Raw genomic sequence first — 16,002 nt, forward strand, 5'->3', positions numbered from 1 at the left:
GTGCGCTTTCTCGGCGTCCCGGCGAGGAGTCGAACCTCGGACCTCGGCGTTCGTAGCGCCGCGCTCTGTCCGGCTGAGCTACCGGGACGGGGGCGGCCTGCGCGAGCGTCCCTCCCCGGACGTGCCGCGCAGACCGCGCTCTTCGCCGCGGCCGACCCGAGGTAGCGAGGGGTGGGCGCGAAGAGCCTTCAGGAAGATTCAGCGAACGGCACGGGAGATCGCGCCGCATCGGTGCTTCCGGGTTTCGGTCACGATCTCCTCCTTTCGGGGTGTTGCCTGCTGTGCTGGGAAAAGGATGCCGGAGCGCCCGCACCGGGGTCAACGCAATTACCGACGGTCCACTGTGGACTCAGGCGAACAGGGCGTCGAGTTTCGCGCGGACCCGGTCGAGGTCCTCGCTGTACTTCAGGACGGCGCCGAGGGTGCGGGCCGCCGATGCCGCGTCGAGCTCGTCGCGGTGCAGGGCCAGCAGGGCACGGGCCCAGTCGAGCGATTCCGCCACACCCGGCGGCTTGAGCAGGTCCATCTCGCGGAGGCGGTGCACGGCTTCGGCGACCTGCCGGGCCAGCAGCTCGCCGACGTCGGGAATCCGCCGGCGCAGGATGGTGACCTCGCGCGCCAGGTCGGGGTGTTCGAGCCAGTGGTAGAGGCAGCGGCGCTTGAGGGCGTCGTGCACTTCGCGGGTCCGGTTCGAGGTCAGCACCACGAGCGGCGGCTCTTCGGCACGCACTTCGCCGTACTCGGGGATGGTGACGGCGTGCTCGTCGAGCAGCTGCAGGAGGAAGGCTTCGAACTCGTCGTCGGCGCGGTCGATCTCGTCGACGAGCAGCACGCACGGCGCGGTGATGAGGGCTTGCAGGAGCGGCCGGGCGAGCAGGAAGCGTTCGGTGTAGAGCGACCGCTCGGCGGTCTCGACATCGACCCGCCCATCCCCGGCGGCTTCGAGCGCGCGCAGGTGCAGGAGCTGGCGCGGAAAGTCCCATTCGTACAGCGCCTGGGCGGCGTCGATGCCCTCGTGGCACTGGAGGCGCACGAGCGGCCGGCCGAGCGCGGTGGCGAGGGCCAGGGCGAGCGAGGTCTTGCCGGTGCCGGGTTCGCCTTCGCAGAACAGCGGACGCCCCATCCGCAGGGCGAGGAACCCGGCGGTCACCAGCCCATCATCGGCAAGATAGCCGGTCGCATCCAGAGCGGCGGCAAGTTCTTCAGGCGAGTCGGTCACGGAGTCGATCGTAGGCGGCCGCGCGCCCGCGCGCGGCTCACCGGCGGGGCTGGAGCGAGTTGCGGGCAGGTCGGCCCTCCGGCGACCGGCCCTGGTTCTCGACCGCGCAGGTTCTCGAACAGGCAGCTTCTGGGCCGGGCAGGTTCTCGGCCGCGCGGGTCAGTGCTGGGCTCAGCGGCCGGGGAGGTCGGCTCGGCGGTCGACGTCGCGGCCGCTGCCCAGGTCGGCGCACTCGATGAGGGTCAGGTCGGCTCGAGTGGCCAGCCAGTCTCGGGCTCCGCGGTCGCCTTGGGCGGTTTCGGCGATTTGCGGCCACCAGTGGCGGCCGAGGAGGACCGGGTGGCCGGGGACCCCGTCGTAAGCCGCGCGGGCGACGGTTTCCGTGGTCGCGTCGGCCGTGACCCGGGTCAGGATGTCGGCGCCGACCCAGGGCAGGTCGACCAGGTGAACCACCGCCGCGACGGGTTCGGGCTCTTCGGACAATGCCGCCAAGCCCGCTTTGAGCGAAGCGCCCATGCCGGTTTCCCAGCCTTCGGCGAACACGGCCTGGCCAGGATCGGGCAGGAGCGCCCGGACCTCGTCGGCCGCCGCGCCGAGAACGACGCGGATCGGCGCGCAACCGGCGGCATCGAGGGTGCGCAGGGCCCGGAGCACGAGCGGCTCGCCATCGAGTTCGGCGAGGGCTTTGGGACCACCGAAGCGACGGCCGGCCCCGGCGGCGAGCAGCAGCCCGGCGACGGGTTCGGTGACCGAGGTCATGGGCGGGACGGAGGTGAACGCACGTGGGGGCCGGTCAGCCATGGGCTCGGCCCGGTGCGCCCACTGCCAGGTCGGCTTCGATCGCCCGGGCCGTTTCCAGCAGGGGTGGGACCAGGTCCTTCTCCACCGACTCCGCCGTCGTGCGGCTCGCGTGGGTGGACAGGTTCACCGCCGCCACCACCCGGCCTCTGCGGTCGCGGATGGGGGCCGCCACTGAGCGGAGGCCTTCCTCCAGCTCCTGGTCCACCATGGCCCAGCCCTGGCCGGCGACCGTCGCCAGTTCTGCGCGCAGGCGTTCCGGGGCCGTCACCGTGCGGTCGGTGAGGCGGTCGAGCTTCGCCACCAGGAAGTACGCCTCCAGCTCCGCCTTGCTCAGGCCCGACAGCAGGACGTGGCCCATCGACGTCGCGTGCGCCGGGAAGCGGGTGCCCACGTTGATGCTCACCGTCATGATGCGGGAGACCGCCACCCGCGCCACGTAGACGATGTCCGTTCCCTCCAGGACCGAGACCGAGCTCGACTCGTGCACCCGTGCCGACAGGTGTTCCAGGTGGGGCTGGGCCACCTCCGGCAGCGTCATGCTCGACAGGTACGCGTAACCCAGCTCCAGCACCCGGGCCGTGAGCGAGAAGTACTTGCCGTCCGTGCGGACGTAGCCCAGGTCGGTCAGGGTCAGCAGGAAGCGGCGGGCCGCCGCGCGGGTCAAGCCCGTCGCGCGGGCGACGTCGCTCAGGGTCAGCTCCGACGCGTCCGCGTGGAACGCCTTGATCACCGCCAGGCCGCGCTCCAGCGACTGGACGTGGTGGGCGCCGCGGTGCGCCGGCTCGCTGTCGAGCTCGGCTTCGATCCGCGGCCTCCCCGTGTCCATGCCCGGCAGCCTATCCGGCGTCGGACGGCAGGGCCGTCGGCTCGCCGAGCTCCGCCAGGGTGCGCTGCGCGATGGCGAACGCCGCGTTCGCCGCCGGTGCGCCCGCGTAGACCGCCGTGTGCAGCAGGACCTCGCCGATCTCCGCCGCCGTCAGGCCGTTGCGGACCGCCGCGCGGACGTGCATCGCCAGCTCGTTGTGCGCCTGCAGCGCAGTCAGCGCCGCCAATGTGACGCAGCTGCGGGTCCGGCGGTCCAGGACGTCACGCGACCACACCGAGCCCCACGCGCCCTCGGTGATGTAGTCCTGGAACGGGCGGCTGAAGTCCGTGGTGCCCGCGACCGCGCGGTCGACGTGCTCGTCGCCCAGCACTTCGCGCCGGACCTTCATGCCCTGCTCGTGGCGTTCGGTCGTCACTTCGCCTCCAGGTGCCCGAGGATCAGCCGGGTGAACTCCTCGGGCCGCTCGTAGCTGCCCAGGTGCGCGGCGTCCGCCACGACCTCCATCCGCGCGCCCGGGATGCCGGCCGCGATCAGGTCACCGTGCCCTTCCGGTGGGGTCGACGGGTCTTCGGCGCCCGCGATGACCAGGGTCGGCGCGGTGATCTTCGGCAGCACGTCCAGCAGGTCAATCCGCTCGATCGCGCCACAGCAGGCCGCGTAGCCCTCGGCCGGGACCCCGGCGATCATGGATCGCAGGTACGCGGCGCGGTCCGGGTGCTTCCCGGCGTACGCCGGGGTCAGCCACCGGGCGACGCCGGCCGCGGCCACGGCGGCGGTGCCCTCCTCGCGGACCGTCCGGGCCCGGTCCCGCCACATCTCCGGCGGCCCCAGCTTCGCCGACGTGCAGCAGAGCGCCAGGCTCGCGATCCGGTCGGGCGCGTGGACGCCGAGCCACATGCCGGTCATCCCGCCGAGGGACAGGCCGACGAAGTGCGCCGTGCCGACCTCGAGGTCGTCCAGCAACGCGAGGAAGTCGGCGCCCAAGTCGTCGAGGTCGTACGGGCCCGGCGGCACCGGCGAGGCGCCGTGGCCACGCGTGTCGTAGCGGACCACGCGGTAGCCGCGCTCCAGCAGCGGCACGACCTGGGGTTCCCACATCCGGAGGTCGCTGCCGAGCGACCCGCCGAACACCACCACCGGCCCGTCTTCGGGCCCTTCGACGACCCGGTGCAGCCGCACGGCTCCCACGACGTCACCTCCGTTCACGTTCGTCATACCCGGAAGAACACCGTCTCGCCTTCGCCCTGGAGGCGCACGTCGAAGCGGTAGCCGTCCTCGGTTTTCGACGCGATCAGGGTGCTTCGCCGGTCCTCCGGGACGGTCGCCAGCACCGGGTCTTCCGAGTTGTCCTGGTCTTCGAAGTAGATCCGCGTGACGCAACGGTTGAGCAGGCCGCGCGCGAACACCGAGACGTCGATGTGGGGGGCCTGCGTGGTACCGCCTTCGCCGGGCAGGACACCTGGCAGCAGGGTGAGGATCCCGTAGGTGCCCTCGGGCGTGGTCGGGCAGCGGCCGAAGCCGCGGAAGTCGCCGGACGCCTCGCCGCGCGGGTCGTCCGGGTGGCGGAAGCCGCCGTCGGAGTCGGCTTGCCACGTCTCGATCATCGCGTCCGGGATCGGGTCGCCGTTGCCGTCACGGACCGTGCCGCGGATCCAGAACGCGCCGGGCGTGCCCTCGGGCACGACGTACGGGCCGTCGGGCCAGGGCAGCCCGATCGACAGGTACGGGCCGACGGTCTGCGAAGGGGTCGGGAGCAGCTTGGTCATTCGTCTTCGTCCTCTTCCTCTTCGAACACCGACGCCTCGGGCCCGCGCAGCACGATGTCGAACTGGAACCCGAGGGCCCACTCGGCCTGCGTGATCTCGTGGTCGTAGCGCGAAACCATGCGCTGACGGGCCTTTTCGTCGGGGATCGAGTTGAAGATGGGGTCCTGGTAGAAGAGCGGGTCGTCCGGGAAGTACATCTGGGTGACCAGCCGCTGCGTGAACGCCGAGCCGAACACCGAGAAGTGGATGTGGGCCGGGCGCCAGGCGTTGTCGTGGTTCTTCCACGGGTACGCGCCCGGCTTGATCGTGGTGAACATGTAGCGGCCGTCGCTGTCGGTCAGGGTGCGCCCGAGGCCGTCGAAGTTCGGGTCGAGCGGGGACGGCCAGCGGTCGCCGGTGTGCCGGTAGCGGCCGCCCGCGTTCGCCTGCCAGATCTCGACGAGCGAGTCGCGCACCGGGCGGCCGTCGCCGTCGAGCAGCCGGCCTGTGACGATGATCCGCTGGCCCTGCGGCTCCCCCGCGTGCTGGCGGGTGAGGTCGTTGTCGTGCTCGCCGAGCCGGCCGGGGCCGAGCAGCGGGCCGGTGACCTCGGTCAGCATCTGCGGCAGCAGGACGAGCTCCTGCTTCGGGTGCCGCAGCGCCGTCGAGCGGTAGCCGGGGTAGCCGAGCGGGGGATGCGTGCCTTCGGGGTCTTCCCCGTAGCGCGGCAGCTTGAGTTCGGTCGGAGTGGCCACGTTTGTTCTCTCCCTTACCGGCCTTCGAGGACGACGGCCAGGCCCTGGCCGACGCCGATGCAGATGGCGGCCAGGCCCCAGCCACCGCCGCGGCGGTGCAGGTCGTGTGCCAGGGTGCCGAGGATCCGGCCGCCGGACGCGCCGAGCGGGTGGCCGATGGCGATCGCGCCGCCGTGGGTGTTCACGATCTCCGGGTCGAGCTTCTTCCAGTCGCGCAGGCAGGCGATCGACTGCGCCGCGAACGCCTCGTTCAGCTCGACGGCGGCCAGGTCGTCCCAGCCGATGCCGGCGCGCTCGAGGGCGATCTCCGCCGCGCGCACCGGGCCGATGCCGAACACGTCCGGGTCGACGCCCGCCGCGCCGCGACCGGCGATGCGGGCCAGCGGAGTCGCGTTCAGCCGGTTCGCGCTCGCTTCGTCGCCGAGCAGCAGCGCCGACGCGCCGTCGTTCAGCGGCGAGGCGTTGCCCGCGGTGACGGTGCCGTTCTCCTTGCGGAAGGCCGGCTTCAGCTTGGCGAGCTTCTCGGGGCTGGAGTCCGGGCGGATGCCCTCGTCGCGGGCGAGGTCGACGCCTTCGACCGGGACGACCAGGTCGTCGTAGAAGCCCTCGTCCCACGCCTTGGCGGCGTTGACGTGACTGCAGGCGGCGAAGGCGTCCTGCTCGTCGCGGCCGATGCCGTAGCGCTCGGCGAGCTTCTCGGTGGACTCCCCCAGCGAGATCGTCCACTGGGACGGCATTGCCGGGTTGACCATGCGCCAGCCGAGCGCGGTGTTGTAGAGCGTCTGGTTCCCGGCCGGGAAGGCCTTCTCCGGCTTGGGCATGACCAACGGCGACCGAGTCATCGACTCGACGCCGCCGGCGACCACCAGGGACGCGTCGCCGACCTGGATCGCGCGGCTGGCCTGCATCACCGCGTCGAGACCGGAACCGCAGAGCCGGTTCACGGTGGTGCCCGGGACGCTCGTGGGCCAGCCCGCGAGCAGCGCCGCCATGCGCGCGACGTTGCGGTTGTCCTCCCCCGCGCCGTTCGCGTCGCCGAGGGCGACCTCGTCCACTGTGGACGGGTCGAGGTCGTTGCGGGACTGCAGGGCGCGCAGCACCCCGGCCGCCAGGTCGTCCGGGCGGACGCCGGCCAGCGCGCCGCCGTAGCGGCCGAACGGGGTGCGGATCGCGTCGAGGACGTAGACGTCGGTCATTCGCTTGCCTTCTCCAGGTCTCGGAGCACCTTGAGCTCCTGCTCGGTCGGGGCGGGGGTGACCTTCAGGTCGTCGGCGACCTTCAGTTTCCACCCCGTCGCCGCCACCGCGCGATCCAGCTCCACACCCGGGTGGAGCTCGGTCAGCGTCAGCTCCGCCGTCTCGGGGTCCGGCCGCATCAGGCCGAGGTCGGTGACGACCAGCGTCGGGCCCTTGCCGGGGAGGCCGAGCTTCTCGCGGTCGCCCTTGCCCGAGCCGTGGCCGAACGACGTCACGAAGTCGACCTTGTCGACGAACGCCCGGGGGCTCTGGCGCAGCACGATGAACACCTCGCCGCACGACGCCGCGATCTCCGGGGCACCGCCCGCGCCCGGGAGGCGGACCTTCGGGTCGTGGTAGTCCGAGCCGATCACCGTCGTGTTGATGTTGCCGAACTTGTCCAGCTGGGCGGCACCGAGGAAGCCGACGTCGATGCGGCCCGGCTGGAGCCAGTAGTTGAACACCTCCGGCACGCTCACCACCGCGTCGGAGGTGTCGGCCAGCTCGCCGTCGCCGATCGAGAGCGGGAGCCGGGACGGCTTCGCGCCCAGGCAGCCCGATTCGTAGATCAGCGTCAGGTCCGGGGCGTGCGTGCGACGGGCGAGGTTGGCCGCCTTGCTGGGCAGGCCGATGCCGACGAAGCACGACATGCCGTCACCGAGGGCACGGGCCGCCGCGATGCTCATCATCTCGTCGGCGGTGTAGCCGGCGCTCATGCCGAAACCCCCGTCAGCTCGTTCAGCCACTTCGTGAACTCCTCGCGGTCGCGGCCGATCTCGTCCCACGCCTGGTACGCCGAGTTGTCCCGCTCGTAGTACCCGGCCGCGTACGACGGCTTCGCACCGCCCGGGACCTCGGCCACCGCGGTGACCACCCAGGCCGGGAGAACGATCGCCCCCGGACGGGGTTCCAGCTCGTCGACGATCTCCTCGACCGTCACGATCGAGCGCTTCGCCGCCAGGACGGCTTCCTTCTGGACGCCGGTGATGCCCCAGATCTGGACGTTGCCCTCGCGGTCGGCGCGCTGCGCGTGGACGATCGTGACGTCCGGGTTCAGTGCCGGCACCGCCGTCAGCCGCTCGCCGGTGAACGGGCACGTGATCGGCTTGATCGTGTCGGTCTGCCCCGGCAGGTCGGTGCCCGTGTAGCCGCGCAGCACCGCGAACGGCAGGCCGGACGCGCCGGCCACGTACCGGTTCGCCATGCCCGCGTGGCTGTGTTCCTCGATCTCCAGCGGCACCGGCCAGTCATGCTGGACCGCGTCACGGAAGCGGTGCAGCGAGCCGACTCCGGGGTTGCCGCCCCACGAAAAGATCAGTTTGCTCGCGCAGCCCGCGCCGATGAGCTGGTCGTACACGATGTCCGGGGTCATCCGCACCAGCGTCAGGCCACGCTTGCGCTGCCGGATGATCTCCTGCCCGGCCGCGACCGGGATGAGGTGCGTGAAGCCTTCGAGCGCGACGGTGTCGCCGTCGTGCACCAGCCGGCCCACGGCCTCCTCGAGCGACAGCAACTCCGCCATCACGTCTCCAAACTGTTCGCATCACGCACACTCGTTCTGCCACCGAACATAGCACGACGACCGGCGCGCCGACCAGACGTCTTCCACCCAATGGATGACGCACGCACGACGAAGGGGACTTTTCCCGCCGTTCGCACGGGAAAAGTCCCCTTCGAGGCCGAGAATCAGCCGATCCGGACCAGCCGGGAGCCGTGTGGCGGGACGGCGGTCGCGGTCCACGAGCCCCGGGCCCGCCCGAGGTCCTTGCGCGCGACGAGGTCACGCACGGGACGGGCCCCGGGAACACCCAGGTCCACCGTGATGTCCGCGGGCGTCGAACCCAGGTTGTAGACGGCCGCGTACCAGCTGCCGTCGGGCGCGCGCTTCTTCCACACCTGGTGGTCGCCGCCGGTCACCCGCGTCGGGTACGAGCCGGCCTGGTCGACCCGGATGACCTCGGGATTCGTCAGGATCGACACGGCGGACGCGTCCAGGAAATAGATGTCTCCCCCGACGTACAGCGGCGAAGACGCCATCGACCAGAACGTCATCATGCTCTGCCGCTCGACGTCGGAGATGCCGTCCTGGATGCCGGAGCCCGTGTTGTTGCTGATCGGCATCGAGTCCAGGTCGGGCCGGTACTGCGGGCCGAACACGCCGAGCCAGCCGGGCAGGTCCGCCCACCGCGCCTTCACCGAGCTGTCCCAGGTGGACACGGTGTCGCAGTAGCACTCGACGTCGGTGTTCACCCGCACGCCGTTCGCGTAGGGAGCGAGCGACGGCCCGGCCGCACGCGGGACCGGCCACGCGCTGGCCGTCAGCCACATCGGCCGTCCCGAGTGGTCGATCGCCCGGGACCAAGCGGCGATGTCGGCGACGTTGTCCTCGGTGGTCCCGTCGACCTTGACGAAGTCGACGCCCCACGACGCGAAGCGCGCCACGATCGAGTCGTAGTACTTCTGCGCGCACGGCTTCGAGAAGTCGACCTTCCAGTTGCCGCCCCACATGTTCGACGGCGTCAACGGCTGGTACGCGATGTCCTGCGCGTGGCACGTCGTCCCCTGGATGGGCGCGTTCTTGGCGTAGACCTCCTTCTCCAGGCCGGTCACGGAGTAGAGACCCAGCTTCAGCCCGAGCGAGTGCACGTAGGACGCCAGCGCCGGGATCCCGGACGGAAACCGGCCTGGATCAGGCGCCGGAATGCCGTTGACGTCGGTGTGGAAGACCCACGACAGGTCGGCGTTCCAGCCCGAGTCGATGTTGACGTAGGTGTAGCCCGCGGACTTGAGCTTCGACGCCAGCGCGCCGGCCGCGTCGCGGACGTGTGACTCGTTCAGCCACGAAGTGCCGTAACCCGCGCGGGTCGACGACTCGAGACTCCAGCTGCTCCAGCCCATGAACGGCTTGACGAACGGCGTCCGCGCGCCGGCCACGGGCACCAGGAAGGACAGGAAACCGAGCACCGCGAGGAAGACGGAAAAGAAGCGCTTCAAAGGAACACTCCTCCAGTAAGGGGACCTACTCCTTGAGCCCGCTCGCCGCGATGCCGCGGACGATGAACCGCTGGGCGACCAGGAACATCGCGACCAGCGGCGCGATGGTGACGAGGGCGCCGGCGAACAGCGCCGGCAGGTTGACCGACTGCGCGGTCAGGAACGTCGACAACGCGATCTGCGCGGTCCACGACGACGGGTCCTGCCCGATCACCAGCGGCCACAGGAACGCGTTCCAGCTTTCGATGAACATCAGCGCGCCGAGCGACGCGAGCATGCTCCCCGAATTCGGCAGCACGAGACGCCGGTAGACGCCCAGGTAGCCGAGCCCGTCGAGGCGCCCGGCCTCCTCGATCTCGGCCGGGAACCGCAGGTAGAAGTTGCGGAAGAGGATCACGGTGAACGCGCTGAACAGGTTCGGCGCGATGATCCCCCACTCCGTGTTGACCCCGCCCATCGAACCCACGACGACGAACGTCGGCACGAACGTCACCGACTGCGGGATCATCAGCGTGACCAGCACGTACGTGAACACCGCGCGCCGTCCCGGCACGGGGATCCGGGCGAGGGCGTACCCGGCCATGGAGCCGAACAGCGTGCCGACCGGAGCTGTCACGACCGCGACCAGGAACGAGTTCCAGAGTGAATGCGCCATCGGGACCGAGGCGTCGGCGAACAGGTCGCCGAAGTTGACCCACGACAGCGGGTCCGGCAGCCACGACCAGTCCGGCGAGCTGACCTGCTGCCGCGTCATCAGCGCGTTGCGCAGCATGATGTAGAACGGCAGCAGGAAGATCAGCGCGAGCACCGACGCCAGGACGTACTTCGGCGCCTTGCGGGGCGCGGTCAGGACGGCCATCAGTCCTTCTTCCCGAAGCCGACGAACCGGCCCTGCAGCAGGGTGATCACGACGATGATCACGGTGAGCAGGAACGCGCCCGCCGAGCCGACGCCGTAGTTCTGGTCGCCGAGCGCGGAGTCGTACAGATAGACCAGCGGCGGCTTGACCGGCGCGGTCGCCGTGCCGGAAAGCCCGGTGCCGAACAGGTTGTAGAACTCGTCGAACGCCTGGAACGCGGCGATGAGGATGAGCAGCAGCACCGCGACCGACGTGTTCCGCAGCTGCGGCAGGGTGATGTAGCGGAAGGCCTGCCACTTCGTCGTGCCGTCCAGCTCACCGGCTTCGTAGAGGGACGGCGAGATCGCCTGCAGCCCGGCCAGGAACAGGATCATGTACAGCCCGACCTGCAGCCACAGCCGCAGTGTCACGACCGCGACCCAGTACACCGGCGGGCTCGTCTCCGACAGCCACGGCACCGGGTCGGCGCCGAACAGGCCGCCGACGACGTTCGCGACGCCGGACGGGAGGCCGTTGAACAGCGCCATCTTCCACACGAGCGCCGCGACGACGTACGACACCGCGGCCGGGACGAGGAACACCGTCCGGAAGAACGCCTTGCCGCGCTTGATGCTGTTGATCAGCACCGCGAGCCCGAGCGACGCGACGAACGTGATCGGCACGATGAACACCGTGAAGATCGCGATCGTCGACAGAGACGTCAGAAAGGCGTCATCGCCCAGCAGGAACGCGTAGTTGTCGAAGCCGATCCAGTGGCCGATGGTGATCGTGCCGCGCGCATCGTTGAAGCTGAGCAGGAAGCTCCACGCGATCGCGACGTACTTGAACAGCCCCAGCCCGACCACCACCGGCCCGGTGAGCACGGCGAACGCGCCGATCGCCCGCCAGTCACGGCGCTTGCGGCGTTTCTTCGCCGGCGCCGAGACGGTCGGTGCCTCCAGCAAGGCCGTCATGCCAGCTGCTTGTCGACTTCGGCCTGCGCCTTCTTCGCCGCGTCTCCCAGCTCGGCGGCCGGGTCGGCCTGCCCGTTCGCGATCTTCGTCGCGGCCTGCAGGAACAGCGTCGCCGACGCCTTGTTCCACAGCCCCGAGTACGACTTGCCGTTCTGCTGCGAGATCGTCACGGCGTCCTTCGCCGGGCCGCTGGAGAACTCGGTCGTCTGCGCGGCGACCGGCTTGCGGGCCGGGATGTGGAAGCCGTACTTGACGCACCAGTCCTTCTGCAGGCCGGCGTTCTTGACCCACAGCCAGTCGATGAACTTCTTGACGGCGTCGAGGTTCCGACTCTTCGCGTTGGCCAGCTGGTACCAGCCGCCGACGCGCGCGACCTGCTTGCCGGCGTCGCCGAACTTCGGCCACGCGACGACACCGAAGTCGTCACCCAGGGCCTTCTTGATGTCCGGCAGCGACCACAGGCCGCCCCACTGCATCGCGGTGGCGCCGTTGGCGAACGCGCCCGGGTCGGACCAGTCCGTCGGGTAGCCCTGGAGCAGGCCGCCGGTGTCGTGCAGCTGCTTGAGGCCGCTGATCGCGGCGATCGCCTCGGGCGAGGCGAACGCGACCTTCTTGCCGCTCGAGTCGAAGAAGTCGCCGCCGGACGACCAGAGCAGGAGCGTCGCGGCCTCGCCGACGCCGTCCGTGCCGACGTAGAGGCCCTTCTGCTTGCCGTTGCTGAGCTTCCGCGTCGCCTCGAGGAGCTCGGCGAACGTCTGTGGCGGCTGGACGCCCGCGGCCTGCAGCGCGCTCTTGCGGTAGTACAGCATCATGACGTCGTCGATCATCTTGACGCCGTAGATCCTGCCGTCGACGGTCACCGTGTCCAGGGCGGCGGCGCTGAAGTCGGCCTTGACCGGGTCCACGATGTCGTCGAGCGGCGCGAGCAGGCCGTTCTTGACGTTCTGGTAGCGGAAGTCGCCCAGCTCGAACAGGTCCGGCGCCTGCGCGGTGAGCATCGCCGAGTTGAGCTTGGTCTCGTAGTCGCCGGCGATCCAGCTGACGTTGAGCGCGATGTCCGGGTTCGCCTTGGTGAACTCCTGGGCGTAGCGCTGGACCGCTTGCTGCGTCCCGGATTCGCCGTACGCGTGATACCACTGCTGCAACGTGACCTTCGCGCCCGAAGACGCGCCCGCGTTCTTGTTCAACGGGTCCGAAGTGCAGCCCGCGAGGGCCGCTCCCCCGGCGAACAACACGGAACCGACCAGGAAGCTTCTGCGATTCATGGGGCTCACGGGGGACTCTCCTTAGACGCTCTCGGCGACGAAAAGACCTTGGATGGCGACGGCGGACGCGCCCCGCGCCCACTCTTCGAACGGCAGCGGCCGGATCACCAGGCCACAGCGGGCGGCGCTGCCGAACGCCTGGACCGCGAAGGTCCGGCGGATCTGGTCCTCGAACAGGTCGTAGGTGGCGACGCCCTCACCCGAGACGACCACCCGCTCCGGGCCGAACAGGTTGACCAGCGCGGCCAGGCCGAGCCCGATCGCGTGCCCGGCCCCCGCGAACACCTCGCGCAGCGAGTCGTCGCCACCACGGGCGCGCGTCACGGCGTCTTCCATGGTCAGCGCGGGTTCGCCGGCGACTTCCCGGGCGCGCGTCAGGATCGCTTCGGTGGACGCGATCGCTTCGACGCAGCCCTGGCCACCGCAGTGGCAGGACGGGCCGCCGTCGGCGACCGGGACGTGCCCGATCTCGCCCGCGACGCCGTGCGCGCCGCGGACCAGGTCGCCGTTGACGACGAGCGCACTGCCGATGCCCGTCCCCACCGTGACCAGCGCGAACGAGGACGCGCCGACGCCTTCGCCGAACCACTGCTCGGCGACGGCGAGGGCTTTGACGTCGTTCTCCAGCGTCGCCGTGAGCCCGGTGGCCTCTTCCAGGAAGGCCGCCAGGGGCACGTCCCGCCAGCCGAGGAACGGCGAGTACCGGACGACGCCGGACGCGCGGTCGACGTCACCGGACACCGCGACGCCCAGGCAGTAGGCGCGTTCGCGGAGGTCGCCGGTCAGCAGTTCGCCGACGAGGTCGGCCAGCGCGCCGACGACGTGCTCGACGTCGTGGCTCTTCAGCGCGTGGTGGGCGCTGGCGCGGACGTCGGCGCGCAGGTCCGTGACCACGCCGATGAGGTCGTCACCGGTGATCTTGACGCCCACGAAGTACTCGCGGTCCGGGCGGATCGCGAGGGGGTTCGCGGGGCGGCCGGCGCCGGGGCCGGTACGGCCTTCGGAAGCGAGTTCTTCGAGGTAACCGGCTTCGATGAACGGCCGGGCCGCCTTGGTGACCGCGGCCGACGACAGACCGGTGCGCCGGGCGACGTCGACGCGCGAGACCGGCCCCTCGGTCAGGACCGTGGTGAACACGGTCGCCGCCGCGGGACTGGTGATCGGCGCCCTTGCCGGTGCACTGCGAGGCATGGCCGGAAGGATAGGAACTATTAATTAACTTCGTCAAGAATTTATTTTTCCGCTGGTCATGCCTACGCTCGGGACCATGTCGCTCGCCGAACACGACCCTGAGCACCGGCTCTGGCTGCTGCGCACCCCCGAAAGCTCCTACGCCTTCCGCCTCGACGCCGACGACCGGCCGCGGCACGTCCACTGGGGCCCGCCCCTGACGCTGGCGCAGGCCATGCAGGTCGCCGCGCGCCGCAACCCGGCCGACAGCAGCTTCGACGAACCGGGCGACGAGCGGCAGGAGCTCCCGGCCGAGGGCGGCGCGTTCTTCGGCGTAGCGGCGCTCGCCGTCCGGTACGAGGACGGGACGTCGGCGCTCGAGTGGCGCTACGACGGGCATTCCGGCACCGAGGACTCCCTGGTCGTGCGGCTCGTCGACCGGCACTACCCCCTGGAACTTTCGCTGCACTACCGGGTTCGCGGCGACGTCATCGAGCGCTGGACGTCGCTGCGCGCGGACCAGCCGGTTTCCCTGCTGCGCACGGATTCCGCGTCGTGGACGCTCCCCCGTCGCGACGGCGCCCGGCTGAGCCGGACGTCGGGTGCGTGGAGCGCCGAGTACGGCGTGCTGCGCGAAGCCCTGCCGGTCGGCGAGACGACGTTGACCAGCCGTCGCGGCGTGTCCAGCCACCAGGTCAACCCGTGGGTGATGCTCGACGCCGGTGACGCGACCGAGACGTCCGGGGAGGTCTGGTCGACCGCGCTCGCGTGGAGCGGGAGCTGGCGGATCACCGTCGAGCACACGCACACCGGGCGCGTCACGTGGACCGGCGGGTTCGGCCACGAGAACGTCAGCTGGTCGTTGCAGCCGGGCGAGACCTGGGAGACGCCGGTGTTCGCCGGGCTCTACGCGCCGGACGGCTTCGGCGGCACGAGCCGGCGCTGGCACGCGTACGTCCGCGAGTTCGTCCAGCCGCATCCGGAAGAGCTGCGGCCGATCGTCTACAACTCCTGGGAAGCCACCGGGTGGGACGTCGACGAGCAGACCGAAACCCAGCTGGCCGAGGCGGCCGCTCGCCTGGGAGCGGAACTGTTCGTCATGGACGACGGGTGGTTCGGCGCCCGCACCGGCGACACCGCCGGGCTCGGCGACTGGACCGCCAACGAGCAGCGCTTCCCCGCCGGGTTGCAGCCCTTGGTCGACGCCGTCCACGCGCGGGGCATGCGGTTCGGGCTCTGGGTCGAGCCCGAGATGGTCAACCCGGACAGCGACCTCTACCGCGCGCACCCGGACTGGGTGCTGCACATGGCTCACCGCGAGCGGACGACGTTGCGGAACCAGCTCGTGCTCAACTTCGCCCGGCCGGACGTCGCGGACTGGGCCCAGAAGTGGCTCGACCGCCTAGTCGGCGAGCACGGCATCGACTACCTCAAGTGGGACATGAACCGCGCGTTCACCGAGGCGGGCTGGCCGGGCGAAGACGCCGGACGCGTCTGGGTCGACCACGTGCGCGCGGTGCACGCCATCCTCGACCGGCTCCGCGCCGACCACCCGGACCTGCGGATCCAGGGCTGCGCGGGCGGCGGCGGGCGCACCGACCTCGGGATCCTCGCGCGCACCGACGAGATCTGGGCGTCCGACAACACCGACGCCGCCGACCGGATCACCATCCAGCACGGCTACGGCCAGCTCTACCCGGCCGGCACGATGTCCGCCTGGGTCACCGACAGCCCGAACCCGACCACCGGCCGCGAAGCGCCGTTGCGCTTCCGGTTCCACGTCGCGATGGCGGGCGTGCTCGGCCTAGGCGGCGACCTCCCGAAGTGGAGCGCCGGCGAACTCGACGAGGCGGCGGACCTTGTCGCGCTGTACAAGGAAATCCGGCCCGTCGTGCAGCACGGCGAGCTGTACCGGCTGGCGGACCCGGCGACGTCGGCGCTGACCGCCGTGCAGTACGTCCTGGGCGGCGAGGTGGTGGTCTTCTTCTGGCGCCGCCCGACGGAGTTCGCGCGGCCCTGCACCCCGCCCCGGCTCGCCGGCCTCGCGCCGGACGCGCGTTACCGCGACCAGGACGGCGCCGTCCACGACGGCGCGGTGCTGCTGAGCCACGGCCTCGGCGTCGACCTGCCGGGAAGCGGTTACGCGAGCGCGGTCGTGCGGCTGACCAGGGTCTGATTAC

Annotated in this window: 16 protein-coding genes and 1 tRNA gene; 1 reads left to right on the plus strand and 16 read right to left on the minus strand. The window is 70.7% G+C overall.

Annotation, left to right across the window (positions count from 1 at the left end):
* Window positions 1–14: 14 nt before the first annotated feature.
* The 16 genes from ACWEN0_RS18935 to ACWEN0_RS19010 form a co-directional block, all read right to left on the minus strand.
* Window positions 15–88, minus strand: a tRNA-Arg gene (locus tag ACWEN0_RS18935).
* A gap of 261 nt (window positions 89–349) precedes the next feature.
* On the minus strand, window positions 350–1,219 hold the full coding sequence (locus ACWEN0_RS18940; RefSeq protein WP_451974805.1) for an AAA family ATPase: 870 nt from the start codon (window positions 1,217–1,219) through the stop codon (window positions 350–352).
* Between the two features lie 171 nt (window positions 1,220–1,390).
* Window positions 1,391–1,978: a nucleotidyltransferase family protein gene (locus ACWEN0_RS18945; protein WP_451974807.1), complete on the minus strand. Its 588-nt coding sequence runs from the start codon at window positions 1,976–1,978 to the stop codon at window positions 1,391–1,393.
* A gap of 34 nt (window positions 1,979–2,012) precedes the next feature.
* A complete protein-coding gene (locus tag ACWEN0_RS18950) occupies window positions 2,013–2,846 on the minus strand; it encodes an IclR family transcriptional regulator domain-containing protein (protein WP_451974809.1) in 834 nt (277 codons plus the stop codon).
* A 10-nt stretch (window positions 2,847–2,856) separates the two neighbouring features.
* Complete coding sequence (gene pcaC, locus ACWEN0_RS18955) at window positions 2,857–3,261, minus strand: 4-carboxymuconolactone decarboxylase (RefSeq protein WP_451974811.1); 405 nt, start codon at window positions 3,259–3,261, stop codon at window positions 2,857–2,859.
* Window positions 3,258–4,061: a 3-oxoadipate enol-lactonase gene (gene pcaD, locus ACWEN0_RS18960; protein ID WP_451974813.1), complete on the minus strand. Its 804-nt coding sequence runs from the start codon at window positions 4,059–4,061 to the stop codon at window positions 3,258–3,260. The genes pcaC and pcaD overlap by 4 nt, the downstream gene beginning before the upstream one ends.
* The gene (gene pcaG / locus ACWEN0_RS18965) at window positions 4,058–4,612 is read right to left on the minus strand and encodes a protocatechuate 3,4-dioxygenase subunit alpha (protein ID WP_451974815.1); all 555 of its coding nucleotides are present in this window, start codon (window positions 4,610–4,612) and stop codon (window positions 4,058–4,060) included. Before pcaG ends, pcaD begins: the two co-directional genes overlap by 4 nt.
* Entirely contained in the window at window positions 4,609–5,346 is a 738-nt protein-coding gene (gene pcaH, locus ACWEN0_RS18970; protein WP_451974817.1) for a protocatechuate 3,4-dioxygenase subunit beta, read from the minus strand. The genes pcaG and pcaH overlap by 4 nt, the downstream gene beginning before the upstream one ends.
* A gap of 14 nt (window positions 5,347–5,360) precedes the next feature.
* Complete coding sequence (locus ACWEN0_RS18975) at window positions 5,361–6,542, minus strand: thiolase family protein (protein WP_451974819.1); 1,182 nt, start codon at window positions 6,540–6,542, stop codon at window positions 5,361–5,363.
* Window positions 6,539–7,297: a CoA-transferase subunit beta gene (locus ACWEN0_RS18980; protein WP_451975193.1), complete on the minus strand. Its 759-nt coding sequence runs from the start codon at window positions 7,295–7,297 to the stop codon at window positions 6,539–6,541. The genes ACWEN0_RS18975 and ACWEN0_RS18980 overlap by 4 nt, the downstream gene beginning before the upstream one ends.
* Window positions 7,294–8,103, minus strand: a complete 810-nt coding sequence (locus tag ACWEN0_RS18985) for a CoA transferase subunit A (RefSeq protein WP_451974821.1) — start codon at window positions 8,101–8,103, stop codon at window positions 7,294–7,296. Before ACWEN0_RS18985 ends, ACWEN0_RS18980 begins: the two co-directional genes overlap by 4 nt.
* Window positions 8,104–8,267: 164 nt before the next feature.
* Window positions 8,268–9,575 (minus strand): glycoside hydrolase family 27 protein, encoded by a 1,308-nt coding sequence (locus ACWEN0_RS18990; protein WP_451974823.1) that lies wholly within the window; start codon window positions 9,573–9,575, stop codon window positions 8,268–8,270.
* 25 nt (window positions 9,576–9,600) lie between these two features.
* Window positions 9,601–10,434: a carbohydrate ABC transporter permease gene (locus tag ACWEN0_RS18995; RefSeq protein ID WP_451974825.1), complete on the minus strand. Its 834-nt coding sequence runs from the start codon at window positions 10,432–10,434 to the stop codon at window positions 9,601–9,603.
* Window positions 10,434–11,387 carry a carbohydrate ABC transporter permease gene (locus tag ACWEN0_RS19000; RefSeq protein ID WP_451974827.1) on the minus strand — a complete coding sequence of 318 codons (954 nt, stop codon included), beginning with the start codon at window positions 11,385–11,387 and terminating at the stop codon, window positions 10,434–10,436. Before ACWEN0_RS19000 ends, ACWEN0_RS18995 begins: the two co-directional genes overlap by 1 nt.
* On the minus strand, window positions 11,384–12,652 hold the full coding sequence (locus ACWEN0_RS19005) for an ABC transporter substrate-binding protein (RefSeq protein ID WP_451974829.1): 1,269 nt from the start codon (window positions 12,650–12,652) through the stop codon (window positions 11,384–11,386). The genes ACWEN0_RS19000 and ACWEN0_RS19005 overlap by 4 nt, the downstream gene beginning before the upstream one ends.
* A gap of 21 nt (window positions 12,653–12,673) precedes the next feature.
* Window positions 12,674–13,843, minus strand: coding sequence for an ROK family protein (locus ACWEN0_RS19010; protein WP_451974831.1), 1,170 nt, complete (start codon window positions 13,841–13,843; stop codon window positions 12,674–12,676).
* 76 nt (window positions 13,844–13,919) lie between these two features.
* Here ACWEN0_RS19010 and ACWEN0_RS19015 point away from each other — a divergent pair, with 76 nt between their 5' ends.
* On the plus strand, window positions 13,920–15,998 hold the full coding sequence (locus ACWEN0_RS19015; RefSeq protein WP_451974833.1) for an alpha-galactosidase: 2,079 nt from the start codon (window positions 13,920–13,922) through the stop codon (window positions 15,996–15,998).
* Window positions 15,999–16,002: the final 4 nt, after the last annotated feature.

The sequence above is a fragment of the Amycolatopsis sp. NPDC004378 genome (genome assembly GCF_053602455.1).